20 protein-coding genes are annotated in these 26621 nt (G+C 72.9%); 6 read left to right on the top strand and 14 right to left on the bottom strand.

Annotation, left to right across the window (positions count from 1 at the left end):
• The first annotated feature begins 22 nt into the window (after positions 1 to 22).
• From ACZ64A_RS35725 to ACZ64A_RS35715, 3 genes are read left to right on the top strand one after another with little or no spacing between them, the layout of a single operon-like run.
• Complete coding sequence (locus ACZ64A_RS35725; RefSeq protein ID WP_469816100.1) at positions 23 to 628, top strand: hypothetical protein; 606 nt, start codon at positions 23 to 25, stop codon at positions 626 to 628.
• The gene (locus tag ACZ64A_RS35720; protein ID WP_469816099.1) at positions 625 to 1065 is read left to right on the top strand and encodes a ferritin-like domain-containing protein; all 441 of its coding nucleotides are present in this window, start codon (positions 625 to 627) and stop codon (positions 1063 to 1065) included. The genes ACZ64A_RS35725 and ACZ64A_RS35720 overlap by 4 nt, the downstream gene beginning before the upstream one ends.
• 43 nt (positions 1066 to 1108) lie before the next feature.
• Positions 1109 to 2011 (top strand): aminoglycoside phosphotransferase family protein, encoded by a 903-nt coding sequence (locus ACZ64A_RS35715; protein WP_469816098.1) that lies wholly within the window; start codon positions 1109 to 1111, stop codon positions 2009 to 2011.
• Between the two features lie 398 nt (positions 2012 to 2409).
• On the opposite strand, the gene ACZ64A_RS35710 is transcribed toward ACZ64A_RS35715, so the two are convergent.
• The 8 genes from ACZ64A_RS35710 to ACZ64A_RS35675 all read right to left on the bottom strand — a co-directional run bounded on the left by ACZ64A_RS35710 (position 2410) and on the right by ACZ64A_RS35675 (position 12549).
• Complete coding sequence (locus ACZ64A_RS35710; RefSeq protein ID WP_469816097.1) at positions 2410 to 4110, bottom strand: proline--tRNA ligase; 1701 nt, start codon at positions 4108 to 4110, stop codon at positions 2410 to 2412.
• Between the two features lie 75 nt (positions 4111 to 4185).
• Positions 4186 to 4716 (bottom strand): GNAT family N-acetyltransferase, encoded by a 531-nt coding sequence (locus ACZ64A_RS35705; protein WP_469816096.1) that lies wholly within the window; start codon positions 4714 to 4716, stop codon positions 4186 to 4188.
• 34 nt (positions 4717 to 4750) lie between these two features.
• Complete coding sequence (locus tag ACZ64A_RS35700) at positions 4751 to 5599, bottom strand: GNAT family N-acetyltransferase (protein ID WP_469816095.1); 849 nt, start codon at positions 5597 to 5599, stop codon at positions 4751 to 4753.
• 219 nt (positions 5600 to 5818) lie between these two features.
• Positions 5819 to 6976, bottom strand: a complete 1158-nt coding sequence (gene ispG / locus ACZ64A_RS35695; RefSeq protein WP_469816094.1) for a flavodoxin-dependent (E)-4-hydroxy-3-methylbut-2-enyl-diphosphate synthase — start codon at positions 6974 to 6976, stop codon at positions 5819 to 5821.
• A gap of 170 nt (positions 6977 to 7146) precedes the next feature.
• On the bottom strand, positions 7147 to 8451 hold the full coding sequence (locus ACZ64A_RS35690; RefSeq protein WP_469816093.1) for a M50 family metallopeptidase: 1305 nt from the start codon (positions 8449 to 8451) through the stop codon (positions 7147 to 7149).
• The gene (gene dxr / locus ACZ64A_RS35685; RefSeq protein ID WP_469816092.1) at positions 8448 to 9704 is read right to left on the bottom strand and encodes a 1-deoxy-D-xylulose-5-phosphate reductoisomerase; all 1257 of its coding nucleotides are present in this window, start codon (positions 9702 to 9704) and stop codon (positions 8448 to 8450) included. The genes ACZ64A_RS35690 and dxr overlap by 4 nt, the downstream gene beginning before the upstream one ends.
• Positions 9705 to 9741: 37 nt before the next feature.
• A complete protein-coding gene (locus tag ACZ64A_RS35680; protein ID WP_469816091.1) occupies positions 9742 to 10506 on the bottom strand; it encodes a hypothetical protein in 765 nt (254 codons plus the stop codon).
• Positions 10507 to 10584: 78 nt separating this feature from the next.
• Positions 10585 to 12549 (bottom strand): acyl-CoA dehydrogenase family protein, encoded by a 1965-nt coding sequence (locus tag ACZ64A_RS35675; RefSeq protein ID WP_469816090.1) that lies wholly within the window; start codon positions 12547 to 12549, stop codon positions 10585 to 10587.
• 312 nt (positions 12550 to 12861) lie between these two features.
• Between ACZ64A_RS35675 and ACZ64A_RS35670 the strand changes: the two genes are divergently transcribed.
• Positions 12862 to 13869 (top strand): LacI family DNA-binding transcriptional regulator, encoded by a 1008-nt coding sequence (locus tag ACZ64A_RS35670; protein WP_469816089.1) that lies wholly within the window; start codon positions 12862 to 12864, stop codon positions 13867 to 13869.
• A gap of 148 nt (positions 13870 to 14017) precedes the next feature.
• Here the strand turns inward: ACZ64A_RS35670 and ACZ64A_RS35665 are convergent, their stop codons facing one another.
• The 3 genes from ACZ64A_RS35665 to ACZ64A_RS35655 form a co-directional block, all read right to left on the bottom strand.
• Positions 14018 to 15463: an aldehyde dehydrogenase family protein gene (locus ACZ64A_RS35665; RefSeq protein WP_469816088.1), complete on the bottom strand. Its 1446-nt coding sequence runs from the start codon at positions 15461 to 15463 to the stop codon at positions 14018 to 14020.
• A 129-nt stretch (positions 15464 to 15592) separates the two neighbouring features.
• Positions 15593 to 17260: a PucR family transcriptional regulator gene (locus tag ACZ64A_RS35660; protein ID WP_469816087.1), complete on the bottom strand. Its 1668-nt coding sequence runs from the start codon at positions 17258 to 17260 to the stop codon at positions 15593 to 15595.
• Between the two features lie 377 nt (positions 17261 to 17637).
• Positions 17638 to 20157 (bottom strand): ATP/GTP-binding protein, encoded by a 2520-nt coding sequence (locus ACZ64A_RS35655; RefSeq protein ID WP_469816086.1) that lies wholly within the window; start codon positions 20155 to 20157, stop codon positions 17638 to 17640.
• 250 nt (positions 20158 to 20407) lie between these two features.
• Between ACZ64A_RS35655 and gabT the strand changes: the two genes are divergently transcribed.
• Together gabT and ACZ64A_RS35645 are read left to right on the top strand one after the other, a co-directional pair.
• Complete coding sequence (gene gabT, locus ACZ64A_RS35650) at positions 20408 to 21742, top strand: 4-aminobutyrate--2-oxoglutarate transaminase (RefSeq protein WP_469816085.1); 1335 nt, start codon at positions 20408 to 20410, stop codon at positions 21740 to 21742.
• Between the two features lie 400 nt (positions 21743 to 22142).
• Positions 22143 to 22781, top strand: a complete 639-nt coding sequence (locus ACZ64A_RS35645; RefSeq protein ID WP_469816084.1) for a phosphatase PAP2 family protein — start codon at positions 22143 to 22145, stop codon at positions 22779 to 22781.
• Here the strand turns inward: ACZ64A_RS35645 and ACZ64A_RS35640 are convergent.
• The 3 genes from ACZ64A_RS35640 to ACZ64A_RS35630 form a co-directional block, all read right to left on the bottom strand.
• Positions 22720 to 24516 carry a chitinase gene (locus ACZ64A_RS35640; protein WP_469816083.1) on the bottom strand — a complete coding sequence of 599 codons (1797 nt, stop codon included), beginning with the start codon at positions 24514 to 24516 and terminating at the stop codon, positions 22720 to 22722. The two genes, ACZ64A_RS35645 and ACZ64A_RS35640, sit on opposite strands and share 62 nt — an antisense overlap.
• 86 nt (positions 24517 to 24602) lie before the next feature.
• The gene (locus tag ACZ64A_RS35635; RefSeq protein ID WP_469816082.1) at positions 24603 to 25058 is read right to left on the bottom strand and encodes a hypothetical protein; all 456 of its coding nucleotides are present in this window, start codon (positions 25056 to 25058) and stop codon (positions 24603 to 24605) included.
• A gap of 135 nt (positions 25059 to 25193) precedes the next feature.
• On the bottom strand, positions 25194 to 26612 hold the full coding sequence (locus ACZ64A_RS35630) for an NAD(P)/FAD-dependent oxidoreductase (RefSeq protein WP_469816081.1): 1419 nt from the start codon (positions 26610 to 26612) through the stop codon (positions 25194 to 25196).
• Positions 26613 to 26621 lie beyond the last annotated feature (9 nt).

The following is a 26621-nucleotide window of genomic DNA, read 5'->3' as shown; positions in this document are numbered from 1 at the left end:
GAGTTCCCTGAGGACGACTGCCGTGCCGTTCCCTCCGCCGCGCCTGCCCTCGGGGCCGCGCCGAAGAACCCTGCTCGCCGCGTCCGCCGCGGGCGCCCTGCTCGTCACCGGCTGCTCCGGCGGTTCCGGGGACGGTGACGGGGGCACCGGCGGCAGTCCGTCGCTCAGCGAGCGGACACGCGCGCGTGCTGCGCGGGACAGCGCGGGGCTGGTCGCGCGCTACGACGCCGTGCTCGCCGCCCATCCGGCGCTGGCGGCGCGGCTCGGGCCGCTGCGGGCGGAGGTCGTACGGCACGGGGAGGCGTTCGGCGGGACGGCCGCGGGTGCCGGGAGCCGGGCGGGAGCGCCCACGGCGTCCGGGAGCCCGGCGGTGTCGCCTTCGCCGTCGCAGCCGCCATCGCAGTCGCCTTCGGCGGCGGGGGCTCCCCCGGCGTCGGTGTCCGCGTCGCCCGCCGTGCCCGGCACCCCGGCGCAGGCGCTGGCGCAGCTCGCCGCCGCCGAGCGGGAGCTGGCCGACCGGCGCACCGCCGAGCTGGTCGGCGTCGACGGTGAGCTGGCGCGGCTGCTGGCCTCCGTGGCGGCGGCCGGGGCGGCGCACGCGTTCCTGCTGACGGAGGGGGCCGCATGACCGGCAACGAGGTGATCAGGGCGCTCCAGGCGGCACTGGCCGCCGAGCACGCCGCCGTCTACGGCTACGGCGTCGTCGGCGGCCGGATCGGCACTGACCGGCGTGCGGAGGCCCGGGCGGCGTACGACACGCACCGGGCGCGGCGTGACGCCCTGGTGCGCGAGGTGCGCGACCGCGGCGCGCGGCCGGTCGCCGCGGCGGCCGGGTACGCGCTGCCGTTCCCGGTGCCGGACGCGGCGGCTGCGGTGCGGCTCGCCGCCGACCTGGAGGAACGTGTCGCCGGGGTCTACTCCGACCTGGTGCGGGCCAGTGCCGGCGAGCGGCGGCGGGAGGCCGCCGGTGCGCTGCGGGAGGCGGCGGTCCGGGCGGTGCGGTGGCGCGGCGGGAGCGTAGCCTTCCCTGGGCTCGCCGAACGGGGCGGGACGCCCACGGCGTAGAAGCCCTGCCGGAGGCGTAGGGGAAGGAAGGAGCGGCTCGCGTATGGCTTTCGACCCGCCGCGGCGTCTGGTGAAGGCGCTGGGTGAGACGGCACCGGGCGGTGACGAGTGGCTGGAGAGGCTGCCGGAGGCCGTGGCGCAGGCCGTCGCGCTACGCGAGTTGACCGTCGAGCGGGTGCAGGTACCGGGCGGTCGCAGCAGTCTGGTGCTGCTCGTGCGGTGCGCGGACGGGACACCCGCGGTGCTGAAGCTGGCGCCGGCCAGGGCTCGTCCCGAGGCGGAGCGGGCGGCGCTGACACACTGGGCCGGGCGGGGTGCCGTGCAGCTGCTCGATCCCTCGCCGGTCGCGCCCGGGGTGCTGCTGCTGGAGCGGCTGCATCCCGAGGTGTCGGTGCGGTCGTTGCCCGAGGCGCGGGCGTTGCTGGAGGCGGCGGGGACGTTGCGGCGGCTGTGGGCCGAGCCGCCCGCGGAGTACACGTTCGAGACCGTGGCCGAGCGGACCGGGCGGCAGGCCGAGGCGATGCGGGCGAGCGCCGAGCGGGACGCGGAGGTGGCGCCGCTGGTCACGGAGGCGCTGGCCGCGCGGGAGGCGTTGCTGGTGGCTCCGCCGGAGCGGCGGTTGCTGCACGGGACGTTCCGGCAGAGCAAGGTGCTGGCCGGGGACCGGATGCCATGGCTGGCGGTGGGGCCGGACCCGGTGGTGGGCGAGTGCGCCTTCGATCTGGCGCGGCTGGTGCGGGACCGGGTGGAGGATCTGATCGCCTCGCCGTCGGGGGCGACCATCACGCGGCGGCGGGTGAAGCGGCTCGCGGAGTCGCTGGAGGTGGATCAGGAGCGGCTGCGGGGGTGGACGCTGTTCCGTGCCGTGGAGTCGGGGGTGCGGGCACTGCGCGTGGGGCGGCCCAAGGACGGGGAGTTGCTGCTGGAGTTCGCGGGGTGGCTGTGACGGTGCGTGGTGCCTGCGGCGCTTGGTGCGTTGTTGTCTGCGGGTGCGTTGTGGCTGGTCGCGCCGTTCCCCGCGCCCCTTTTTGCCTGCGGCGGCCCGTTGCCGTCCGGTGTCCGGTTGCGGTCCTCGCCTGCGGCCGGTTTCTGAGTCGGGGCCGGGGTGGGGGGTGTCCGTCCTCGGTCCGGCCGGCCGTTTCCGACGAGGGGCGCCCTTGGTCGGTGCCGGACGCTGCGGGCGGACACCCCCCGCCCCGGCCCCTTCCCGCCGTACGCGGCTGCGGGCCGTCGCCCCGACGGTTCTAACAGGCCGGCGGCCACCGCCGGCTGCCCAGCCACGACGCGCCCGCACATGTACCGCGAAACGCCGGGCGCTTCGTCGCGCGCCCGGCGTTTTCGGGGTCAGGCCGTGAGGCGGGTGATTGCTTCGGCGACCGGGAGTTCCTCGCGGTCGCCCGTGCGGCGGTTCTTCAGTTCGACGACGCCCTCGGCCGCACGGCGGCCCGCGACCAGGATCCAGGGGACGCCGATCAGTTCCGCGTCGGTGAACTTCACGCCCGGCGAGACGCCCGCGCGGTCGTCGACGAGGACGCGGACGCCGGCCGCGGCCAGCTTGTCAGAGACGTCGAGGGCCAGCTCGGTCTGCAGCGCCTTGCCCGCGGCGACCACGTGGACGTCGGCCGGGGCGACCTCCTGGGGCCAGCACAGGCCCTTGTCGTCGGCGGTCTGCTCGGCGAGGGCCGCGACCGCTCGGGAGACGCCGACGCCGTAGGAGCCCATGGTGACGCGGACGGGCTTGCCCTGCTGGCCGAGGACGTCCAGCTTGAGCGCGTCGGCGTACTTGCGGCCCAGCTGGAAGATGTGACCGATCTCGATGGCGCGGTCCAGCTTCAGACCGGTGCCGCACACCGGGCAGGGGTCACCGTCCTGGACGACCACGACGTCGACGTACTCGTCGACCTCGAAGTCACGTCCGGCGACGACGTTCTTGGCGTGCGTGTCCGCCTTGTTCGCGCCGGTGATCCACGCGGTGCCGGGGGCGACGCGCGGGTCGGCGATGTACTTCACCTTGTCCAGGCCCTGCGGGCCGACGTAGCCGCGGACCAGGTCGGTGCGGGTCGCGAAGTCCTCTTCGGTGACCATCTCGACCGTGGCCGGGGCGAAGTGCGCCTCGACCTTGTCCATGTCGACCTCGCGGTCGCCGGGCACGCCGACGGCGACGATCTCGCCGTCCACCTTGACCAGGAGGTTCTTGAGGGTGGCGGAGGCGGGGACGCCGAGGTGGGCGGCCAGGCTCTCGATGGTGGGGGTGGCGGGCGTCGGGATGTCCTCGGCGGCGGGGACGTCCGTGGCGTCGACCGGCTTCAGGGCGTAGTGGACGGCCTCGGTGTTCGCCGCGAAGTCGCAGTTCGGGCAGTCGGCGAAGGTGTCCTCGCCGGCCTCGGCCGGAGCGAGGAACTCCTCGGACTTGGAGCCGCCCATCGCGCCGGCCGTCGCGGCACAGATGCGGTAGTCCAGGCCCAGGCGGGCGAAGATGCGCTGGTAGGCCTCGCGGTGCAGGGCGTAGGACTGCGCCAGGCCCTCGTCCTCCAGGTCGAAGGAGTAGGAGTCCTTCATCAGGAACTCGCGGCCGCGCAGGATGCCGGCGCGGGGGCGGGCCTCGTCACGGAACTTCGTCTGGATCTGGTAGAGGATCACCGGCAGGTCCTTGTAGGAGGACGCCTGGTCCTTCACCAGGAGGGTGAAGATCTCCTCGTGGGTGGGGCCGAGCAGGTAGTCGCCGCCCTTGCGGTCCTGCAGACGGAACAGCTCGGCGCCGTACTCGTCCCAGCGGCCGGTCGCCTCGTAGGGCTCGCGGGGCAGCAGGGCGGGCAGGAGCACTTCCTGGGCGCCGATGGCGTCCATCTCCTCGCGCACGATCCGCTCGACGTTGGCGAGGACCTTCTTGCCCAGCGGCAGCCAGGTCCAGATGCCGGCGGCGGTGCGGCGGACGTAACCGGCGCGGACGAGCAGCTTGTGGCTGAGGACCTCGGCGTCCGCCGGGTCGTCGCGCAGCGTCTTCGCCATCAACTGGGACATGCGCTGGACCGGTGCGTTCGCCATGGCTCTCTTACTCCCGCTACGTGTAGGTGATGGCTAGGAGGTTAGCCGGGCGGCCGCCGTGGCCGGAAATCCGTTTCACGGGCGGCGCAGCGGCAGGGGGGCGCCCATCACGGCGTACGGCTTGGGGGCGCTCGGGAAGTGCACCTGGCGGGCGAGGTCGCGGTAGCCGAGGGAGCGGTAGAGGGCGCGGGCCGGGCTCTCGGTGTCGATCGCGGAGAGGATCGAGCGGGGTTCGGTGGCGCTGTCGGTGATCGTGGTGATCAGGCGGCGGCCGATCCCGCGGTGCTGGTGGTCGGGGTGGACGTGCAGCTCCGTGATCACGAAGGAGTCGTTCAGCCATTCCTCGTGGTCCTGGGCGCGCAGGTAGGGCTCGACGACCGTGGACCACCAGTGGGTGCGGTCGTTGGGCATGCCGTAGACGAAACCGACGAGGCGGCCTTCGACGGTGGCGCCGAGGGCGCGGGCGCCCGGGTGGGTCATGTGGCGGATGACGATCTGACGGCGTACGGCCACTTCGTCGGCACCGAGCCCGAAGGCGACGGCCTGGACGGCCAGTGCCTCGTCGACGTGGGCGGACAGGTCCAGCGGGCCGATCACGACATCCATGCCGGGAGCCTACAGGGGGCCTCGCTGGCCGGGTTCAGAAAAGCACGCTCATGAACTCGCCGGCTTCCCGGAAGCCGACGCGCCGGTAGGTCCTGCGTGCGGGGGTGTTGAAGTCGTTGACGTACAGGCTCACCACGGGGGCCACATCGGCCAGTGCGTAACGCAGGACGGCCGCCATGCCGGGGGCGGCGAGGCCCTGGCCGCGGTAGGCGGGGTCGACCCAGACGCCCTGGATCTGGCAGGCCTGCGGGGTCGCCGCGCCGATCTCCGCCTTGAACATCACCTTGCCGTGTTCGTCGACGCGGGCGAAGGAGCGGCCGGAGCCGACGAGTTCGGCGACCCGGGCCTGGTAGAGCAGACCGCCGTCGCCGGCCATCGGGGAGACGCCGACCTCCTCGGTGAACATCGCGACGCAGGCCGGCATGATCGTCTCCATCTCGTCCTTGCGGACGCGGCGGACGTAGGGGTCCGGGGCGATGTCGCCGGGCATGCGGTCGGTGACCATCAGCGGCTGGTGGGCGCGGACGTCGCGGGCCGGGCCCCAGCTGGGTTCGAGCAGGCGCCACAGCGCGGAGGTCGGGCCGGCGGGGCCGACGATGGAGGAGCAGCGGCGGCCGGACCGCCGCGCGCGGTCGGCGAAGGCGCGCACCGCGCGCGGGGTGGCACAGATCGGGACGAGGTTGGCGCCCGCGTAGCACAGGGACGTGAGCATGCCGTCCTCGTACCAGCCCCACATCTCGCCGCCGAGCCGCCACGGGTCGAGGCCCGCGACCTGGACGCGTGACGTCACGAAGGCGTTCACGACCGGCTCGCGGTGCAGCACGGCGAGCGCGGCGTCCAGGTCGCTCGGTTCGAGGACCCGTGAGGTGGTCTGGGTCAGCACGGGTGGGGCCTCACGGTCGGGTGTGCACTGATCTCCGCACTATAGCTGCGCTGCTGGTGCCGGGCGCCTTCGATCTCGGGGGGTTCCGGTCCGTGGGCGAGTGCAGGTGCGTTGAGGCTGGTCGCGCCCACGCGGCGGAGCCGCACATCGACACAGCCCCGCACCCCTGACGGCTTTGCACTGCCCAGCGCACGAAAGGTCAGCCCGGCGTCCGGAAGGTCAGCCCGCTACCGTCACCGACGGTTCGCCGGAGGCGGCGCCCTCGGACTCCATCTGCTCGGCGAGCTTCATCGCCTCTTCGATCAGGGTCTCGACGATCTTGGACTCGGGGACGGTCTTGATGACCTCGCCCTTGACGAAGATCTGGCCCTTGCCGTTGCCGGAGGCGACGCCGAGGTCGGCCTCGCGGGCCTCGCCGGGGCCGTTGACGACGCAGCCCATGACGGCGACGCGCAGCGGGACGTCCATGCCGGTGAGGCCGGCGGTGACCTCCTCGGCGAGCTTGTAGACGTCGACCTGGGCGCGGCCGCAGGACGGGCAGGAGACGATCTCCAGGCCGCGCTGGCGCAGACCGAGGGACTGCAGGATCTGCAGGCCGACCTTGACCTCCTCGGCGGGCGGGGCCGAGAGGGAGACGCGGATGGTGTCACCGATGCCCTGGGAGAGCAGGGCGCCGAAGGCCACGGCCGACTTGATCGTGCCCTGGAAGGCGGGGCCGGCCTCGGTGACGCCGAGGTGAAGGGGGTAGTCGCAGCTCTCGGCGAGCTGGCGGTAGGCCTCGATCATGACGACCGGGTCGTTGTGCTTGACCGAGATCTTGATGTCGCGGAAGTCGTGCTCCTCGAAGAGGGACGCCTCCCACAGGGCCGATTCCACCAGGGCCTCGGGGGTCGCCTTGCCGTACTTCTGGAGCAGGCGCCGGTCCAGCGAGCCGGCGTTGACGCCGATGCGGATCGGGGTGCCGTGGTCCTTGGCGGCCTTGGCGATCTCCTTGACCTTGTCGTCGAACTGCTTGATGTTGCCCGGGTTGACGCGCACGGCCGCGCAGCCGGCCTCGATCGCGGCGAAGACGTACTTCGGCTGGAAGTGGATGTCGGCGATCACAGGGATCTGCGACTTGCGGGCGATGGTGGCGAGCGCGTCGGCGTCGTCCTGGGTGGGGCAGGCCACCCGCACGATCTGGCAGCCGGACGCGGTGAGCTCGGCGATCTGCTGGAGCGTGGCACCGATGTCGGACGTACGGGTCGTCGTCATCGACTGCACCGACACGGGGGCGTCTCCGCCGACGGCCACGGATCCGACCTGGATCTGCCGGCTCTTGCGGCGCTCGGCGAGCTTGGTCGGAACGGACGGCATGCCGAGAGAAATCGCAGTCATCTGCTGTGCAACCCCAAGTCGTGGATCAAGGTCCCGGTCCCGTCAGCGGCGGGCTCCGGATTTCGAGATTACGGCACGCGCGATCGCGCGGGCACATCACACCCGTAAACCCACTCGATGGGAGGCGGCCGGGTCCCCGTGGGGGCCCGGCCGCGTCGTCCCCCGTGTGGCTAGGAGATTCTCACCGGGTTGACGACGTCCGCGATGAGGACCAGGACGGTGAAGCAGATGAAGATCCCGGCCACCACATAGGCCACCGGCATCAGCTTCGCCACGTCGAACGGGCCCGGGTCCGGGCGGCGCAGCACCTTGGCGGTGTTGCGGCGCAGGGCCTCCCACAGAGCGCCCGCGATGTGCCCGCCGTCCAGCGGGAGGAGCGGGAGCATGTTGAACAGGAACAGCGAGAGGTTGAAGCCGGCGACCAGCATCAGGGCCATGCCGAGCTGCTGGGTGGGCGGGATGTGCAGGGTGAAGATCTCACCGCCGACCCGGGCCGCGCCGACGACGCCCATGGGCGAGTCGGGGGCGCGGGGGGCGCCGTGGAAGGCGGAGTCCCACAAGGCGGGGATCTTGGCCGGGAGCGCGGCGAGGGAGTCGACCGCGTCGCCGACCCGGTCGGTCATCCAGGTCATCGACTGGCCGAAGTCCTGCTTGACGACGCCGGTGGCCGCGCTGAAGCCGAGGAAGCCGGCCTTGACGTACTGGCCCTGGACGTAGGCGCCGGAGGCGTCCTTCTTGGCGACCATGTTGGTGGCGATCTTCGCGTGCAGGGTCACTTCCCGGCCGCCCCGCTCGACGGTGATCGGCACGGTTTTCCCGGCGCTGTCGCGGATCAGGTCGGACAGCGTGTTCCAGTCCTCGGTGCGCCGGCCGTCGAAGGCGACGATCTTGTCGCCGGCCTTCATGCCGGCGGCTGCCGCCGGGGAGGCGGGGTCGGTCTTCTTGCACGTGTCGCGGTTCTCGCTCTGCGAGATCACACAGGGCGAGACGGAGCTGACGGAGGTGGTCTGCTGCTGGATGCCGAAGCCCATGAGGACGACGAGGAAGAGCGCGACGGCGAGGATGAGGTTCATGAAGGGCCCCGCGAACATCACGATGACCCTCTTCCACGGCTTGCGCGTGTAGAAGAGCCGTGACTCGTCACCGGGCTGCAGTTCCTCGAAGGCGGCGGAGCGGGCGTCCTCGATCATGCCGCGCCAGGGTGAGGTGGAGCGGGCGGTGATCCGGCCGTCGTCGCCGGGCGGGAACATGCCGATCATGCGGATGTAGCCGCCGAAGGGGATGGCCTTGACGCCGTACTCCGTCTCGCCCTTCTTCCGCGACCAGACGGTCGGGCCGAAGCCGACCATGTACTGCGGCACGCGGATGCCGAACAGCTTGGCCGTGGACAGATGCCCCAGCTCGTGCCAGGCGATCGAGACGAGCAGGCCGACCGCGAAGACCACTATGCCGAGGATCATCATCAGGGTCGTCATGCACGGGCCTCCGCCGTCTTCGCTGTCAGTTCCCTGGCCCGGGCCCTCGCCCAGGTCTCCGCTTCGAGGACGTCCGGCACGGTGAGTGAAGTTCCCGTGACCGGCGTGTCGTGTTCCTCGACCACCCGGATGACGGTGTCCATGATCCCGTTGAACGGCAGCGCGCCGCGCAGGAACGCGTCCACGCACTCCTCGTTGGCCGCATTGAACACCGCCGGGGCGGTGCCCGCGAGCGTACCCACGTGCCGGGCCAGGTTCACGGAGGGGAAGGCGTCGTTGTCCAGCGGGAAGAACTCCCACGTGGAGGCCTTGCTCCAGTCGAAGGCGGGCGCGGCGTCGGGGACGCGTTCGGGCCAGCCGAGACCGATGGCGATCGGCCCCCTCATGTCGGGGGGCGTCGCCTGGGCCATCGTCGATCCGTCCGTGAACTCCACCATCGAATGGACATACGACTGCGGGTGCACGACGACCTCAATGCGGTCGAAGGGAATGTCGTACAGCAGGTGGGCCTCGATGACCTCCAGACCCTTGTTGACGAGGGTCGCGGAGTTGATCGTGATGACCGGTCCCATGGCCCAGGTGGGGTGGGCGAGGGCGTCCTCGACGGTGACCTGGGCGAGGTCGGCCCGGGTGCGGCCGCGGAAGGGGCCACCGGAGGCGGTGACGACGAGCTTGCGCACGTCCGCGCGCGTGCCGGCGGCGAGCGCCTGGAAGAGCGCCGCGTGCTCGGAGTCGACGGGGATGATCTGACCGGGCTTGGCCAGCGCCTTGACCAGCGGGCCGCCGACGATGAGCGACTCCTTGTTGGCGAGCGCGAGGGTGCGGCCCGCCTCCAGGGCGGCGAGGGTGGGCGCGAGGCCGATGGAGCCGGTGATGCCGTTGAGGACGGTGTGACAGTCGGAGGCGGCGAGTTGCGTGGCCGCGTCGGGTCCGGCGAGGATCTCCGGCAGCGGCTCCCCTGCGCCGTACTGCCCGGCGAGCGCTTCGCGCAGCTGCGGTACGACGTCCTCGCGGGCCACCGCGACGGTGCGCACCCTCAGCCGGCGGGCCTGCTCGGCGAGGAGGGCGACGCGGCCGCCGTTGGCGGACAGGCCGGTGACCTTGAACCGGCCGGGGTTGCGCAGCACGAGGTCGACGGCCTGGGTGCCGATCGAGCCGGTGGAGCCGAGGATCACGACGTCCTTCGGGCCGTCCGCGGTCACCGGGTCGTAGACGAGGTGCGGATCGGCGAGGGGTGCGGGACTGTCACTCATGCCCCCCATTCTTGCCCCTTGGGGGCGTCGGCCGTGTTCACGGGGTGGCGTGCCGGAACTTGTGCCACTGCGCGTCCACCACGTCCTGCGGTACGCCGCCGACGTCCTCGGTGCTGTGCGTGTCGGCGCGGAAGGACAGGGTGGTGGAGCCGGAGCGGATGACGGTGAGGTAGTCGTACAGCTTCAGGCGTGCGTCCTTGACGTCCTGCGTGGTGATCCGGAAGGCGTACGCCTCGTCGCCCGCGGCGGGCGGGCGGAGGGTCTCGACCCGCAGGACCTTCGCGTCGGTGATCACCCGCTGCTCGGTGAAGCCGTGCGCGCACTCCCGGCCCGCCCTGGCGAGGGCCTGCATGACGGCGGCGGCGTCGGCGGCGGTGTAGGAGCGCAGGTGCAGGTCGATGTCGACGCCGCGTTCCGCGTCCGGGTCCCAGACGGTGCGGACGATCTCGGCGGCCGGATCGTGCGGTGTGGCGCCCCGGGTGAGGCTGACGAGCGGCTGGCAGACGGCCGGGGCGGCGGTGTACATGTCGCTGACGGGCGGCTCTCCGTCGACGGGCTCCTCCGCGGTGTACGACCCGGCATCGTCCTCCTCGGAGAGCGCCGCGGCCAGCAGCTGCGTCCGGGTGAGGGGCCTCGGGCCCGCCGGGGCGGCGGCCGGCGGGACCGGTGAGGAGGCGGTCGGTGCGGCGGATGACGGGGCGGCGGCCCGGCCGGCCCCGTTCCCGCCGCAGGCGGCCGCGGCCGTGAGGACGGCCGCCGCGAGTGCGGCGGCCGCCGTGTGTCGGGCCCGTGAGCCGAGCATGCCCACCCCTGTGGTCGTGTGCGTCGGTCGACTGGTCGACGATTGTGCACCACGCGCCGGGGCGGGCAGCGCTCGATGTCACCGGATCGGGCGGTGCACGTTCTCCTTCGTGCTCGGGCCGGGGGTGGTGTCGGCGATCCAGGGGCCGTCCCCGGATGCGTCGATGACGCCGTCCTCCAGCCATGTGTACGTGCCGCTGAGGACGCCCTTGACGACCGTGCGGTCCATGTCGTCGGTGTTGTTCCACAGGCGGCCGAAGAGTTCCTCGACGCGCAGCCGGGACTGGCGGCAGAAGACGTCGGCGAGCTGGTAGGCCTCGCGGCCGTTGCGGCCCTGGGCGCGCAGCAGCTCGGCGCGTACGCAGGCGGCGCTCATCGCGAACAGCTCGGCGCCGATGTCGACGATCCGGCCGAGGAAGCCCTGCTTGGACTGCATGCGGCCCTGCCAGCGGGACATGCCGTAGAAGGTGGAGCGGGCGAGCTTGCGGGCGGTGCGCTCGACGTAGCGCAGGTGCGGCGAGAGATCCACCTCGTGCTTGAACTCGGTGTAGGCGGTGGGCAGCTGGCCCGGTCCGGCGACCAGCTTCGGCAGCCACTTGGCGTAGAAGACGCCGGCGTTCGCGCCCGCCTTCGCCTTGTCGGACAGCGACTTCCCGGGGTCGATGAGGTCGCCCGCGACCGACAGGTGGGCGTCGACGGCCTCCCGCGCGATCAGCAGGTGCATGATCTCCGTCGAGCCCTCGAAGATGCGGTTGATGCGCAGGTCGCGCAGCAACTGCTCAGCGGGGACGGCGCGTTCGCCGCGGGCGCGCAGCGACTCGGCGGTCTCGAAGCCGCGGCCGCCGCGGATCTGGACGAGTTCGTCGGCCATCTTCCACGCCATCTCGGAGGCGTACAGCTTGGCCAGCGCGCCCTCGATGCGGATGTCGTTGCGGTCCTCGTCAGCCATCTGGGAGGCGAGGTCGGTGACGGCTTCCAGGGCGAAGGTGGTGGCGGCGATGAAGGAGATCTTCGAGCCGACCGCCTCGTGCTCGGCGACGGGCTTGCCCCACTGCTCGCGGGCGGCCGACCACTCGCGGGCGATCTTCAGGCACCACTTGCCGGCGGCGACGCACGAGGCGGGCAGGGAGAGCCGGCCGGTGTTCAGGGTGGTCAGGGCGATCTTCAGGCCCTGTCCCTCCTCGCCGATGCGGTGCGCGGCGGGCACCCGGACCCGGTGGAAGCGGGTGACACCGTTCTCGATGCCGCGCAGGCCCATGAAGGCGTTGCGGTTCTCGACGGTGATGCCGGGCGAGTCGGCCTCCACGACGAAGGCGGTGATGCCGCCCTTGTGGCCCTCGCCGCGCGGCACCCGGGCCATGACCACGAGCAGGTCGGCGACGACCCCGTTGGTGGTCCACAGTTTCACCCCGTCGAGGACGTAGTCGTCCCCGTCGGGTACGGCGGTGGTGGCGAGGCGGGCCGGGTCGGAGCCGACGTCGGGCTCGGTGAGCAGGAAGGCGCTGATGTCGGTGCGCGCGCAGCGCGGCAGGAACGTCTCCTTCTGTTCCTGGGTGCCGAACATCTTCAGCGGCTGGGGCACGCCGATCGACTGGTGCGCCGACAGCAGCACGCCGATCGCGGGGGACGCCGAGCCGGCCAGGGCGAGCGCCTTGTTGTAGTACACCTGGGTGAGGCCGAGCCCGCCGTACTTGGGGTCGATCTTCATGCCGAGGGCGCCGAGCTCCTTGAGGCCGTCGATCACCTCGTCGGGGATGCGGGCCTCGCGCTCGATGAGGGCCGCGTCGACCCGGGTCTCGACGAAGTCGCGCAGTTTGGCGAGGAAGGCCTCGCCGCGCTGGACGGCGTCGTCGGCGGGCAGCGGGTGCGGGTGGATGAGGTCGAGCCGGAAACGGCCGAGGAACAGCTCCTTGGCGAAGCTGGGCTTGCGCCAGTGCTGTTCCCGGGCGGCCTCCGCAACCTCACGGGCCTCGCGCTCACTGACGGCGGGCCGGGAGGGCGGTGGGGTGGCGGGAGAGGAGGAGGGAGTGGTGGGGGCGGACATGAGGGTCACCTCGCCGCGAAGAGGGATGTTCGGGGACCGTTCGTTACCGACCAGTGCTACTGGATCGTTGTTACCCGAAAGCGGACGTCCCCACCAGTCCTCGCGCGTCCGTTCAGCCGATGCCGGTACCTTCGGGCCACGGGGGCGACGGGACGGTCGAGCGGCTGGGGAGGGTGTCGAAGCGCTTCGACACCCTCGTGGACAGCACCTCGTGGACAGCAGACTCCGAGACGAGCTAGGGTCGTCGCACCCTTAATCCTGTGGACACAAACGAAGCGTCGTCGAAGCGCTTCACGCCGCTTGGAGAGCCGGATGGTCACCCTCGCCGAGGTCGCCCAGCACGCCGGAGTCTCGGCGAGCACGGTGAGCTATGTCCTCAGCGGCAAGCGGTCCATCTCCGCCACCACGCGGCAGCGCGTCGAGCGGAGCATCCAGGAGCTGGGCTACCACCCCAACGCGGGAGCCCGCGCCCTGGCCAGCAGCCGGTCGAACATCGTTGCGCTGATGATGCCGCTGCGCACCGACATGTATGTGCCGGTGATGATGGAGATCGCCATCGCGGTCGCCACCACGGCCCGCGCACACGGGTACGACGTACTGCTGCTCACCGGCGAGGAGGGCCCCGACGCCGTGCGCCGGGTCACCGGCAGCGGGCTCGCCGACGCGATGATCCTCATGGACGTGCAGCTGGAGGACGAGCGGCTGCCGCTGCTGCGCGAGAGCCGGCAGCCCGGTGTGCTGATCGGTCTGCCCGCCGACACCACCGGTCTGACCTGCGTCGATCTCGACTGGAGCGCGACGGGCGCGCTGTGCCTCGAGCACCTGGCGGAGCTCGGCCACCGGGACGTCGCCGTCATCGGCGAGGCACCGGCCGTCTACGAACGGCACACCGGCTTCGCCGAGCGCACCCTGGACGGGCTGCGCTCGCGCGCCCGTGAGCTGGGCCTGCGCGTGCTGCACCGTCCGAGCGAGGGCGGCTACGACGCGATGGCCGCCACCCTCGCCCGCATCCACGACGAGCGGCCCGGCACGACCGGCTTCGTCGTGCAGAACGAGGCGGCGGTCGAACCGCTGCTCGCGCTGTTGCGCCAGCAGGGCCGTGCCGTACCGGAGGACGTGTCGGTGGTGGCCGTCTGTCCCGAACAGGTCGCCACGCAGGGCTCGGTGCGGCTGACGTCGGTCGCCGTGCCCGCGCAGGAGATGGGGCGTCGCGCCGTCGAGCAACTGGTCGCCAAGCTGGACGGGCGGGGCGGCGACGAGGTCGTGCTGATCGCGCCTCGGCTGACGGTCCGGGCCAGCTCGGGGCCGGCGCCTTCCTGAACCACCGCCCGCCACGCGGCCGTCCGGGACGCGGTACGGGCCGCCCGACGGCGAGGTGACCCCGCGGCCGCAGCGGACCGTACGGCGGGTACGACAACGGCCCGAGCTCCCGCACAGTGAGCTCGGGCCGTTGGCCTGGGGGGGTCGGTCAGAGGGCGATACCCGTCAGGACCAGGACCCGCTCGTAGGTGTAGTCGTCCATCGCGAAGCGCACGCCCTCGCGGCCCACACCGGACTGCTTGACGCCGCCGTACGGCATCTGGTCGGCGCGGTAGGAGGGGACGTCGCCGATGACGACGCCGCCGACCTCGAGGGCGCGGTGGGCGCGGAACGCGGTCTGCAGGTCGTGCGTGAAGATGCCCGCCTGGAGGCCGAACTTGGAGTTGTTGACCGCGGCGAACGCCTCGGCCTCGCCGTCGACCTTCTGCACGGTGAGGACCGGCCCGAAGACCTCCTCGCAGGCGATCGTGACGTCGGCCGGGACCTCGGCGAGGACGGTCGGCGCGTAGGAGGCGCCGTCGCGCTTGCCGCCGGCGAGCAGCTTCGCGCCGGCCGCCACGGCCTCGTCCACCCAGGTCTCGACGCGCTGGGCGGCGGCCTCGCTGACGAGCGGGCCGACGTCCACCGTGTCGTCGGACGGGTCGCCGGTGACCTGCGCCTCGACGGCAGCGACGATGCGCGGCAGGAGGCGGTCGTACACCGACGCGTCGGCGATCACGCGCTGCACCGAGATGCAGGACTGGCCGCCCTGGTAGTTGGAGAAGGTCGCGATGCGGGTCGCGGCCCAGTCCAGGTCCTCGTCGCTCGCCCAGTCGCCGAGCACGACGGCCGCGCCGTTGCCGCCCAGCTCCAGGGTGCAGTGCTTGCGCGGCACCGAGTCCATGATGGCGTAGCCGACCGTGTCGGAGCCGGTGAAGGAGATGACCGGCAGGCGCTCGTCCTTGACCAGGGCGGGCATGCGGTCGTTCGGGACGGTCAGGATCGACCAGGAGCCCGCCGGGAGGTCGGTCTCGGCCAGCAGCTCGCCGAGGATCAGGCCGGAGAGCGGGGTGGCCGGGGCCGGCTTCAGGATGATCGGCGCACCGGCGGCGATCGCCGGGGCGACCTTGTGGGCGCACAGGTTCAGCGGGAAGTTGAACGGCGCGATGCCGAGCACGACGCCCTTCGGGAAGCGGCGGGTGATCGCCAGGCGGCCCTGGCCGCCGGCGTCGGTGTCCAGGCGCTGGCCGTCGCCGCCGTTGAAGCGGCGGGCTTCCTCGGCCGCGAAGCGGAACACGGACACGGCACGGCCGACCTCGCCGCGGGCCCACTTGATCGGCTTGCCGTTCTCGGCGGAGATCAGCTGGGCGATCTCCTCGGTGCGCTCGACGAGCCGCTTGCTGACGTGGTCCAGGGCGGCGGCGCGCACATGCGCCGGGGTGGCGGCGAACTCGTCCCGCACCGCGTACGCGGCGGCCACGGCCTCCTCGACCTGCGCCTCGGTGGGCACAGCGACCGTGCCGACCAGCCGGCCGTCCCACGGGGAGCTGACGTCGAAGGTGTCGTCGCCGGTGGCCTGGCGGCCGGCGAGCCAGAAGGCGTGGGTGGAAGTCATTGGCGAGTCCCGGCCCTTCCGCGTAGGGGGTGTGCGTGCTTTCGCCACCACGGTAGGGCCGGGACAGGCAGGGGTCGTTTGTCCGACCCGTAGCAGTCGGCGGCCGGCATGCGCCGCTTTGGCGTACGACTATTCGGTCGATGTCGCCTTCAGGGCCAGCCACAGCTCCATGCGGACGTCCGGGTCGTCCAGGGAGCGGCCGAGGATCTCCTCCACCCGGCGCATCCGGTAGCGCAGGGTGTGCCGGTGCACGCCCAGGTCGGCGGCGGCCGCGTCCCACTGCCCGTGCCGGGACAGCCAGGCGCGCAGGGAGGCCACGAGGTCGCCGCGGCCCGTCGCGTCGTGCTCGTGCAGGGCCCGCAGCAGGCCGTCGGCGAACGCCTTGACCGCGTCGTCGGCGAGCAGCGGCAGCACCGAACCGGAGGCCAGGTGCTCGTGCTCGACGCACACCCGGCCGCGCCGGCGGGCCACCGACAGCGCCTGTTCGGCCTGCTTGTACGCGGCGGCGGCCGCGATCGGCCCGGACGGCGCCGACAGGCCGACGATCAACTCGTCCTCCTCGCCGCCGGGCTGCTCGTGCAGCTCCGTGGTGCGGCTCGCCTCCAGGGCCGCCGCGTACGCGGTGCACGCGCCGACGGCGGCGCCGCCGTCGCCGGCGAGCACCACGAGCCGTTCCCCGTCGGGGACGACGAGCACGGCCTCACCGGCGCGGGCGGCGGCCGCCTCGACGGTCTCGGCGAGGACGCCCAGCGGGTCGCCCGAGGAGTCGACCGCGGCGGCGGGGCCGGCGGCGGCCGGTTTCGCCGCCGTCACGTGCGCGTGGCCGTCGGCATGCGCCCGTGCGGCGGAGGCGGACGCCGACTCGGCGACGATCACCCGGAACGGGGCGTCGAGCAGCGTCCCGTACAGGTCCCCGGCGACGGCCCGCGCGTGGTCCGGTTCCCCGGCGAGCAGCATGCGCAGCACGGCGGTGCCGATCCGCTGCTCGGCGGCGTGCAGCGAGCGGGAGCGCTCGGTGGTGAGGGTGAGCAGGGCGATCGCGGAGTGCACGGCGTAGCGCTCGGCGGTGCCGAGGGTGGCGGCGGTGCCGACGGCGAGGGCGGCGCGGGGGCGGCGGCCGGTGCCGATGGAGTGCAGTTCGACGCGGTCCTCGTGGTCGGGGCCGCCGACCACGGAGGACGCGGGGGCGGGCCGCTCGCGCAGCCGCTCCACGTCCGCGGTGAGCCGGGCCGCCCGGCGTACGGCCCAGTCGGGCGCGGTGGCGACGACGGCACCGGAGGCGTCGTACAGCGCCGCCCAGCCGTCGACCTGCGCGGCGAGCGCGGCGAGCAGTCCCTCGGGCCCGGAGTTCAGGGCCTGTTTGGTCAGCTCGCGCTGGGCGGCGAAGCCGGCGGTGACGGCCCGGTACTGGTCGGCGGCGATCGCGGCGGACACGGCCTTGCTGATCGCGAGGAAGGGGGTGCGGCGGGGCACTTCCAGCAGCGGCAGTCCCTCGTCGGCGCAGGCGTCGACCAGGGCCTTCGGGGTCTCCTCGTAGTTGACTCCGACGGCGAAGCCGATGCCGACGACGCCCGCGCCGGCCAGCCGCCGCACATAGCGCCGCATCGCCTCGGGGTCCTCGGCGTCCAGCTTCAGCGCGGTGATCAGCAGCAGCTCCCCGCCCTCCATGTAGGGCACGGGGTCGGCGAGCTCGCTGACGTGCGCCCAGCGCACGGGCACGTCCAGGCGGTCCTCGCCCGCCCGCACGGTCAGCTTGAGCGCCGAGTGGTGGACGAGGGAGGCGAGCGTCAGGGGCATGGGGCCTTCAGGTCTGCGGCAGGTCTGCGGACGTCGTGCGGTCGCTGTGATCGCTGTGATCCTTTGGCCGCCACGTATGAACGACCTATGTCGATTCTGCCTCACCGTACGGTCCCGGCGCGCCGCCATCCGGGAGTTCCGGTCAGCGGTGGGCGCGTCCGGGGGCGTGACGCCGTGTCGGTGGGCGGCCGTGGCGGCGGACGCCGGGCGCGGTCGTCACGTCGGGCGCGGTCGTCACGTCGGGCGTCGGGCAGGGCCATGGCGTGCGCCACGGACGACGGCGTGACGCGGCCGTCGCCGTGCACCACCGTCGCCTTGCACCACCGTCGCCTTGCACGACCGTCGCCGTGACGCGCCGTCGGGCGAGGGACGTGGCGTCAGCCGCGCAGGTCGACCAGCAGCGGCGGGGCGTGCTCGCCCGTCACCGTGGTCAGCGACAGCACCGCGTGCCCGGGCGGCACCGAGTGTGCCAGTTCCGAGGCGGACCACCGCTCCCGCTCGACCTGCCGGACGGTGACCGCCTCCGTGGTGACGGCCTTGCCGGTGACCAGTTTGCGCAGCGCGTGCAGCGCGCGGGTCATGGGCTGGTCGGCGAAGACGGTGTGCTGGGCGACGTCACGGGTCTCCACCCACTCGGTGCCCCAGGCCCCCGCGAACCGGCTGCCGTCCCAGGTGCTGACCCCCGACAGGGCCATCCGGCAGCCGACGGCGGCGTACAGCGGCCCGTGCAGCGCCTCGGGCACGTCGGCGACCGTGCGCAGGGCGAGCACGACACCGGCGTTCTGCGAGCGCAGCCGCTGGACACGGCGGACGGACTCGGCGGTGATCGCTCCGGTGGCGTCGTCCAGGACCAGGCAGGCGAAGTGGTCGCGTCCGCTTTCCCGGGCGACGGCGGCGAACTGCGCGAGGACCAGCCGGGTCAGCAGCCGGGCGGCCTCCTCGTGGCCGTGCTCGGGCAGGTCGATGCGCACCCGCAGCGGGTGGTGGGCGAGGGCGCGCAGCGAGAACGGCCGGATCGCGTCGTCGGACGCGCCGCTCGCGTCGGAACCGGCACCGCCCGCTCCCGTACCCGCGCCGAAGAACTCCGCGAACACCGGCCGGTCCAGCAGCGCGAGCCGGTCGGCGAGGGCGAGCCCGGCATCGCCCGGGGTGCCGGACTGACGGACCCGGGCGTCCAGCTCGCGCCGCATCACGGCGTGCCGCTCCTCGGCGAGGGCGGCGCGCAGGTCGGTGAGCGGCGCGGGCTCCCCGGCGAGGAGTTCGCGCAGCACGGGCAGGGTGGGGAAGGCGCCGTGGACGGCCCGGTAGGGGCCGAGCAGCTGGGCCAGCGCGGTCGCGGCGCGCTGGGCGCCGACGGTGTCGAGGTCACCGGCGAGGGCCTCGGCGAGCAGGGCGGCGGCCTCGTCGGGGTCGGTGGTGCCGGCGTAGGGGTCGAGGTCGTGCAGGGAGGCGGGGTCCCCGATGCGGACCACCACGTCGAAGGAGGCGTCGGGTCCGCATCCGGGGCCCACCGCGACGACGGCGCACCGCCCGGTCAGCGCCTGCAGCGCGAGGGACTCGACGAGGGGTGCGATCACCTGCCGGGTCTTGCCGGTGCCCGAGGGGCCGACGACCAGCAGGGAGGTGCCGAGGGCGGCCGGGTCGAGGGCGGCGCCGGCGTCGCCGTACGCGGGCGGGGTGCGCTCGCCCGCGACCCAGCGGCCGATGCGTACCTGCCCGGCGCGCAGGTCGTGCCGGGCGGTGCGGGCGGGCAGGTCGCGGGCGCCGGAGGGGTGGGTGAGCGCGGCGGAGCCGTGGCGCAGGACGGCGTCGGTGAACTCGGCGAGGCGGCCCCGGCCGCGGGCCAGCGTCCAGGCGTGTTCCAGCCGGGCGCAGTCCACGTCGTTCATCCGACCGGCGAGCACGTCGGCGGTGAGCAGATCGGCGGCCCGGTGCTGCCCGGCCTCGCGCAGCGCGGGCCACTGCGTGGGCGGCAGCGTCGTGTCGGGCACGGCAGCGCTCGGTGTCTCACGGCGGGCGGCGAGCAGTTCCTTCGCGTACGGCAGCCAGGCGCCGAGGCGGGCGAAGGGCCACACCACGAGCGCGGTGATGACGGCGTAGAGCAGGTCGGTGACCCAGGGCGAGGTGAAGACGTCGTAGCCGCCGCTGACCAGGGCGACCAGGGAGAACACGGGTCCCACGACGGGCAGCGCGTCCCAGCCGACGCCGGGGAAGGCGCTGGGGAAGACGAAGCTCAGCGCGACCAGGGCGAACAGCAGCGCGAGCAGGGCGCGGGCGGGCTGCGGCCGGCGGGCCACGACGTGCCGGACGACGCCGGGCCAGCTGCCGAGCCGGCCCATGGCGTAGACGAGCACGCCGAAGAAGACGCCGCCGTAGACGACGGTGGCCTCGGCGCCCTGCCAGCCCTTGGGGGAGGCGAAGGTGCCGCCCCACCACCAGTCGTCGGGGGTGACCAGGCGCAGCAGGCTCCACTGGTAGGGGACGCTGCCGTGCCGCCACAGCGACCAGAGCAGCAGCCCCACGACGAGCGGGACGGCCATGCCGACGAGGGTGACGGGGGCGAGCCGCTCGCGGCCGGGACCGGGATCGGGGCGCCGGTAGCCGAGCCGCCAGATCCCCGGCTCGGCGTCCGGGCGGGGCGCGTCCAGCCACTCGGCGATGGGGGAGGCGGGGCTCTGCCCCGGGGCCCGGCCCGGCGCGGGGACCTGGCCCGGCGCGTGCGCGGGCCGTGGCGGCACCCCGGGCGGTCCGTACCCCCCGGCGTCGGCGCCGGAGGCCGCCGCACCGGCCGCCGGCACCTGCGGCGGCCCCGCCGGGCGCGGCACCGGGTTCGCATGGGTGCCCGGCCAGGCACCCGATCGGGCGCCCCGCGCCTCGTGCGTCCCGTCGCTCTCCATCGCCCCTGCCCCCTGACCAGCCGTTCCGTCGACCACTAGCGAGCCAATCTAATGCCCCCGCATGGGGAGTTCACCGATTCCGCGGCCGGTCCTTCGTCGCCGGAGCGTCGCCGGCCGCCCCCACCTCTATATCCATCGCGGACAACGGACACCCCCGACAACGCCCACATGGAGCATGCCCGCCCCTCCTCCCCCGTCTTAGCCTGCGAGAAAAGAAGGCAAGCATCCGCAAAACCCCCAGGAGCCCCGCATGACCGCACTTCCGCAGGAGCGCCGCGTCGTCACCGCCATCCCCGGTCCGAAGTCGCAGGAGCTTCAGACCCGCCGTCTCGCCGCGGTCGCGCAGGGCGTGGGCTCCACGCTGCCGGTGTTCGTCACGCGCGCCGGCGGCGGCGTCATCGAGGACGTCGACGGCAACAGCCTGATCGACTTCGGCTCCGGCATCGCCGTGACCTCCGTCGGCGCCTCCGCCGAGGCCGTGGTGCGCCGCGCCTCCGCGCAGCTCGCCGACTTCACCCACACCTGTTTCATGGTCACCCCCTACGAGGGCTACGTGGCCGTCGCCGAGGCGCTGGCCGAGCTCACGCCGGGTGACCACGCGAAGAAGTCGGCGCTGTTCAACTCGGGCGCCGAGGCCGTCGAGAACGCCGTCAAGATCGCCCGTGCGTACACCAAGCGCCAGGCCGTCGTCGTCTTCGACCACGGCTACCACGGCCGCACCAACCTCACGATGGCGCTGACGGCGAAGAACATGCCGTACAAGAACGGCTTCGGCCCGTTCGCCCCCGAGGTCTACCGCGTCCCGGTCGCCTACGGCTACCGCTGGCCCACCGGTGCGGAGAACTGCGGCCCCGAGGCCGCCAAGCAGGCCATCGAGCAGATCACCAAGCAGGTCGGCGCGGACAACGTGGCCGCGATCATCATCGAGCCGGTGCTCGGCGAGGGCGGCTTCATCGAGCCGGCCAAGGGCTTCCTGCCGGAGATCGTGAAGTTCGCCAACGACAACGGCATCGTCTTCGTCGCCGACGAGATCCAGTCCGGCTTCTGCCGCACCGGCCAGTGGTTCGCCTGCGAGGACGAGGGCATCGTCCCGGACCTGATCACCACCGCCAAGGGCATCGCCGGCGGTCTGCCGCTGGCCGCGGTGACCGGCCGCGCCGAGATCATGGACGCCGCGCACGCGGGCGGCCTGGGCGGCACCTACGGCGGCAACCCGGTGGCCTGCGCCGGTGCGCTCGGCGCCATCGAGACGATGAAGGAGCTGGACCTCAACGCCAAGGCGAAGAACATCGAGGCGATCATGAAGTCCCGCCTCGCCGCCATGGCCGAGAAGTTCGACGTCATCGGCGACATCCGCGGCCGTGGCGCGATGATCGCCATCGAGCTGGTCAAGGACCGCGCCACCAAGGAGCCGAACGCCGAGGCGGCCGCCGCCCTGGCCAAGGCCTGCCACCAGGAGGGCCTGCTGGTCCTGACCTGCGGCACCTACGGCAACGTGCTGCGCTTCCTGCCGCCGCTGGTCATCGGCGACGACCTGCTGAACGAGGGCCTCGACATCATCGAGCAGGCCTTCACTCGCATCTGAGCGGGGCGCGCACCGGCACGCCGTGCGCACGTCCGGCGGCCCTGCGGCAGAGGGTGTGAAGAACGTGTGCGAGGTGGATGGCAGGACGCCGTTCCTGCTGTCCCCCGCGCATCCGCTGCCGTAGGTTCTACCCAGATGAGAGATACACCCCCACCCACAGGGGACTGTGGGTGATCTCAGGCCGAGGCCTCCCCAGCTTCGACCTGGTCGTGCCTCGCGCACACAGACGGAGCCCGAGGGCTCCGGATCTCCTCACCGATCGGACGGTCGCCCGCCCCAAACCCCCCGGGGCGCGCGGCGTTCCGGTCAGTTCGGCCGCCCCGGAACCACCCCCCCTGTTCCGGGGCGGCCGGCCTCCTTTTCCGCCGCGCCCGCCGTCCGCTGACGGATCATGGGCCTCATGCTTCTGCTGCTCCTGCCGGTTCTGCTCTTCGCCCTCATCACCTGGCAGGTCGTCACCGACGGCCCGCTGCTCACGGTGGACGAGCGGGTGAGCGGCGACATCGTGCATCCGGACCGCTTCTGGGCGCTGCTCTCCGACCTCGGCAATGTGGAGGTCGCGGTGCCGGTGCTGGCCCTGGCGGTGGCGTACGCCGCCTGGCGCGGCCGGTCCGCGGGCCCGGAACGCTGGTGGCTCCCGCCGCTCGCCGCGGCGCTCACCATGGCGCTGGTACCGGCCCTGGTCGTCCCGCTGAAGGACTGGACCGCCCGCCCCAGCACCCCGGTGATGCCGCCGGCCACCGGCTACTACCCCTCCGGGCACACGGCGACGGCCCTGGTGGCGTACGGCGCCGCGGCCCTGCTTCTCCTTCCCTGGCTCCGCTCCCCCGCTGCCCGCCACGTCACCGTCGCCGTGTGGGCGTTCCTCGCCCTGGCCGTCTCCACCGGCCTGCTGATCCGGGGCTACCACTGGCCGCTGGACGTGGTGGCCAGCTGGTGTCTGGCCACCGTCCTGCTGACCGTGCTGTGGCGGGTGATCAGCCGAAGTAGCCGTCGAACGTGCGCTGGAACTCCCCGCCCGCGAACCGGTCCCAGTTGACCGACCAGGTCATCAGGCCGCGCAGGGACGGCCAGGTGCCGTGCGGGGTGTAGGAACCGCAGCCGGTCTTCTTCGTCAGGCAGTCCAGGGCCTTGGTGACCTCGGCCGGAGTGACGTAGCCGTTGCCCGCGTTGCTGGAGGCCGGCATGCCGATGGCGACCTGGTCGGGGCGCAGCGGCGGGAAGAAGCGGGTGGCGTCCCCGGCGACGGGGAAACCGGTGAGCAGCATGTCGGTCATCGCGATGTGGAAGTCGGCGCCGCCCATGGAGTGGTACTGGTTGTCCAGGCCCATGATCGGGCCCGAGTTGTAGTCCTGGACGTGCAGCAGGGTCAGGTCGTCGCGCAGTGCGTGGATCACCGGCAGGTAGGCCCCGCAGCGCGGGTCCTGGCCGCCCCACTTGCCGGTGCCGTAGTACTGGTAGCCGTTCTGCACGAAGAAGGTCTCGGGGGCCATGGTCAGCACGAACTTCGCGCCGTACTTGGCCTTCAGTGTCTTCAGTGCCGAGATCAGGTTGACGATCACCGGGGTCTTCGGGTTCCGGAAGTCGGTGTCGTCGGCGTTCAGGGACAGGGAGTGGCCCTCGAAGTCGACGTCGAGGCCGTCGAGGCCGTAGGTGTCGATGATCTTCGCCACGGAGGCGACGAAGGTGTCGCGGGTCGCCGTCGTCGTCAGCTGGACCTGGCCGTTCTGGCCGCCGATGGAGATCAGGACCTTCTTGCCGGCCGCCTGCTTGGCCTTGATCGCCGCCTTGAACTCGGCGTCGGACTCGGCGGTCGGGCACTCGGTGAGCGGGCAGCGGGTGAAGCGGATGTCGCCCGAGGTGACCGAGGTCGGCTCGCCGAAGGCCAGGTCGATGACGTCCCAGCTGTCGGGGACGTCGGCCAGGCGGGTGTAGCCGGCGCCGTTGGCGAAGCTCGCGTGGAGGTAGCCGACCAGGGCGTGCGGGGGGAGGTCGCCGGTGCCGCCGCCCGTCGTCGCGCCGGTCGTCGCCGTCACGGCCGCCGACTTCGCGGACTCGCCGGCGCTGTTCGTCGCGGTGACCTGGAAGGTGTACGGCGTCGAGGGGGCGAGGCCCGTCACCGTGGCCGTCGTCCCCGTCACCGTCTGCGCCTTCACGCCGTCCCGGTAGACGGCGTACCCCGTGGCGCCCGGCACCGCCGGCCAGGACAGGGCCACGCTGGTGGAGGTGACGGTACCGATGGCCGGGGCGGCGGGAGGGGCGGGCGGCTGCGTGGTCGTGCCGCCGGGGCCGGTGAGGGTGAGGTCGTCGGCCTGGTAGGCGCCGGTGCCGTACCAGCCGTGGGTGTAGATCGTGACCGCGGTCGTGGCGGCGCCGGTGCGGAAGGTGGTGGTGAGCTGCTGCCAGTCGGGGGCGGACTGGGTCCAGGTGGAGACGTCGGTGGTGCCGGTGCCGCTCGCGCCGAGGTAGACGTAGGAGCCGCGGACGTAACCGGACAGCGTGTACTGCGCGTTCGGCTGCACGGTCACCGTCTGGGCGCACTGGGCGTTGTCGTTGCCGGCCGGGGTGGCCTGCAGCGCGTGGGTGCCGCTGTGCACCGGTGAGGTGACGGACTGTCCGGCGGGACAGGTCCAGCCGTCGAGGCCCGACTCGAAGCCGCCGTTCACCGCGAGGTTCGCCTCGGCCGCACGGGCGGCCGACGACAGCGCGGTGATACCGGGGAGGGTCAGGACGGCGGCCGCGATGAGGGCGGCCAGGGGTCTGGTGCGGTCCACAAGTGCCTCCGGGCATGGGGGAAGTGGAGGGGTGGAGCGCGCCCAACTTGGTCCAGACCAATCCCGTTGTCAAGACGTCCGGCGGCTCAGTCCGTCCCGTCCCCGGCCGCCAGACCCGCCGCCGCCTCGTGCATCGCCAGCTCCAGCAGCGCCGGGTCGGTCAGCGTCCCGGAGCCGTCCGGCTGCACGAGCCAGCGGACCGCGCCGGTGGACCGGCCCGGACGCGGCACCACGATCCAGGTGCCGTACCCGGCCGAGCGGATGCCGGTGCCGACCCAGCGCGCGGCGGTGCCCGGAGGCACGAAGAAGCCCATGCGGTGGTCGCCGAAGTCGACCAGGACGGGTCCGGGCCGGTCGAGGATGCGGGTCAGGACGTCCAGCGTCGGATAGCCGAGACCGCTCGGCAGGATCAGCACGTCCCAGGCCCGGCCGGCGGGCAGCAGCGCGACCCCGAGCGGACTGCGCTCCCACTCCCAGCGGCAGGCCGCGGGGTCCGGCGCCACCGATGCCAGCCACTCCACCGCCGTCTTCGCCCCTGCCATGAGAAGACCTCCCTGTCTCGTCCACGTGCCGCGACGCGGTGCGCACCGCGGGCGCCACGAGTGGAGAGGGAGGTCTTCCAGGAGCATTACGCGGGTTCCGGCGACCCGTTGGAGTGATCCGGGTCACATCCGAGGTCAGCTGTCGAAGCCGAGCCCCAGCTTGTCCATCGTGCGCAGCCACAGGTTGCGCCGGCCGCCGTGGGCGTCCGCGCGGGCCAGGGACCACTTGGTGAGGGCGATGCCGGTCCAGGCGAACGGCTCGGGCGGGAACGGCAGCGGCTTCTTGCGGACCATCTCCAGCGCGGTGCGCTCGGTGCGCTCCCCCGCCAGCAGGTCCAGCATCACGTCCGCGCCGAACCGGGTCGCGCCGACACCGAGGCCCGTGAAGCCCGCCGCGTACGCCACCCGGCCCTGGTGGGCTGTGCCGAAGAACGCCGAGAAGCGCGAGCACGTGTCGATCGCGCCGCCCCACGCGTGCGTGAACCGCACACCCTCCAGCTGCGGGAAGCAGGTGAAGAAGTGCCCGGCCAGCTTGGCGTAGGTCTCCGGGCGGTCGTCGTACTCGGAGCGCACCCGGCCGCCGTACGGGTAGATCGCGTCGTAACCGCCCCACAGGATCCGGTTGTCGGCGGACAGCCGGAAGTAGTGGAACTGGTTCGCCGAGTCGCCGAGGCCCTGCCGGTTCTCCCAGCCGATCGACTTCAGCTGCTCGGCCGTCAGCGGCTCGGTCATCAGCGCGTAGTCGTACACGGGCACGGTGTAGGACCGCACCCGCTTGACCAGGCTCGGGAAGATGTTGGTGCCGAGCGCCACCTGCCGGGCACGGACTTGGCCGTACGGCGTGCGCACGGCCATGCCGGCGCCGTACGCCTTCAGGGTGAGGGCGGGGGTGCGCTCGTAGACGCGCACGCCCAGGTCGAGGCAGGCGCGCTTGAGGCCCCAGGCGAGCCTGGCCGGGTTCAGCATCGCCACGCCCCGGCGGTCCCACAGGCCCGCCTCGAAGGTGGGTGAGTTCACCTGCGCGCGCACCGCGTCGGCATCCAGGAACTCGATGCCCTCGGCGAGCCCCTTCGCCTCCAGCTCGTCGTACCACTCGCGCAGTTCCCGGGCCTGGTACGGCTCCGTCGCCACGTCGATCTCGCCGCTGCGCTCGAAGTCGCAGTCGATGGAGTAGCGGGCGACCGCCCGCTCGATCTCGTCGAGGTTGCGCCGGCCCAGCTCCTCCAGGGTGTGGATCTCCTGCGGCCACCGGGTCAGCCCGTTGGGCAGGCCGTGAGTGAGGGAGGCGGCGCAGAAGCCGCCGTTGCGGCCGGAGGCGGCCCAGCCCACCTCGCGGCCTTCCAGCAGGACCACGTCCCGCTGCGGGTCGCGCTCCTTGGCGATCAGCGCGGTCCACAGTCCGCTGTACCCGCCGCCGACGACCAGCAGATCGCAGGATTCGGCGGCGGTCAGCGCGGGCTCGGGGCGCGGCCTGCCGGGGTCGTCCAGCCAGTACGGGACCGGCTGCGCTTGCGAAAGAGACTCTGTCCAACGGCTCATGGCGCTCGGGGCCATGATTTCAAC

Source organism: Streptomyces sp. NPDC104814, from assembly GCF_055583185.1.
Note: the sequence above shows the minus strand (reverse complement) of the source record. Positions and strands in the feature narration are given on the sequence as shown.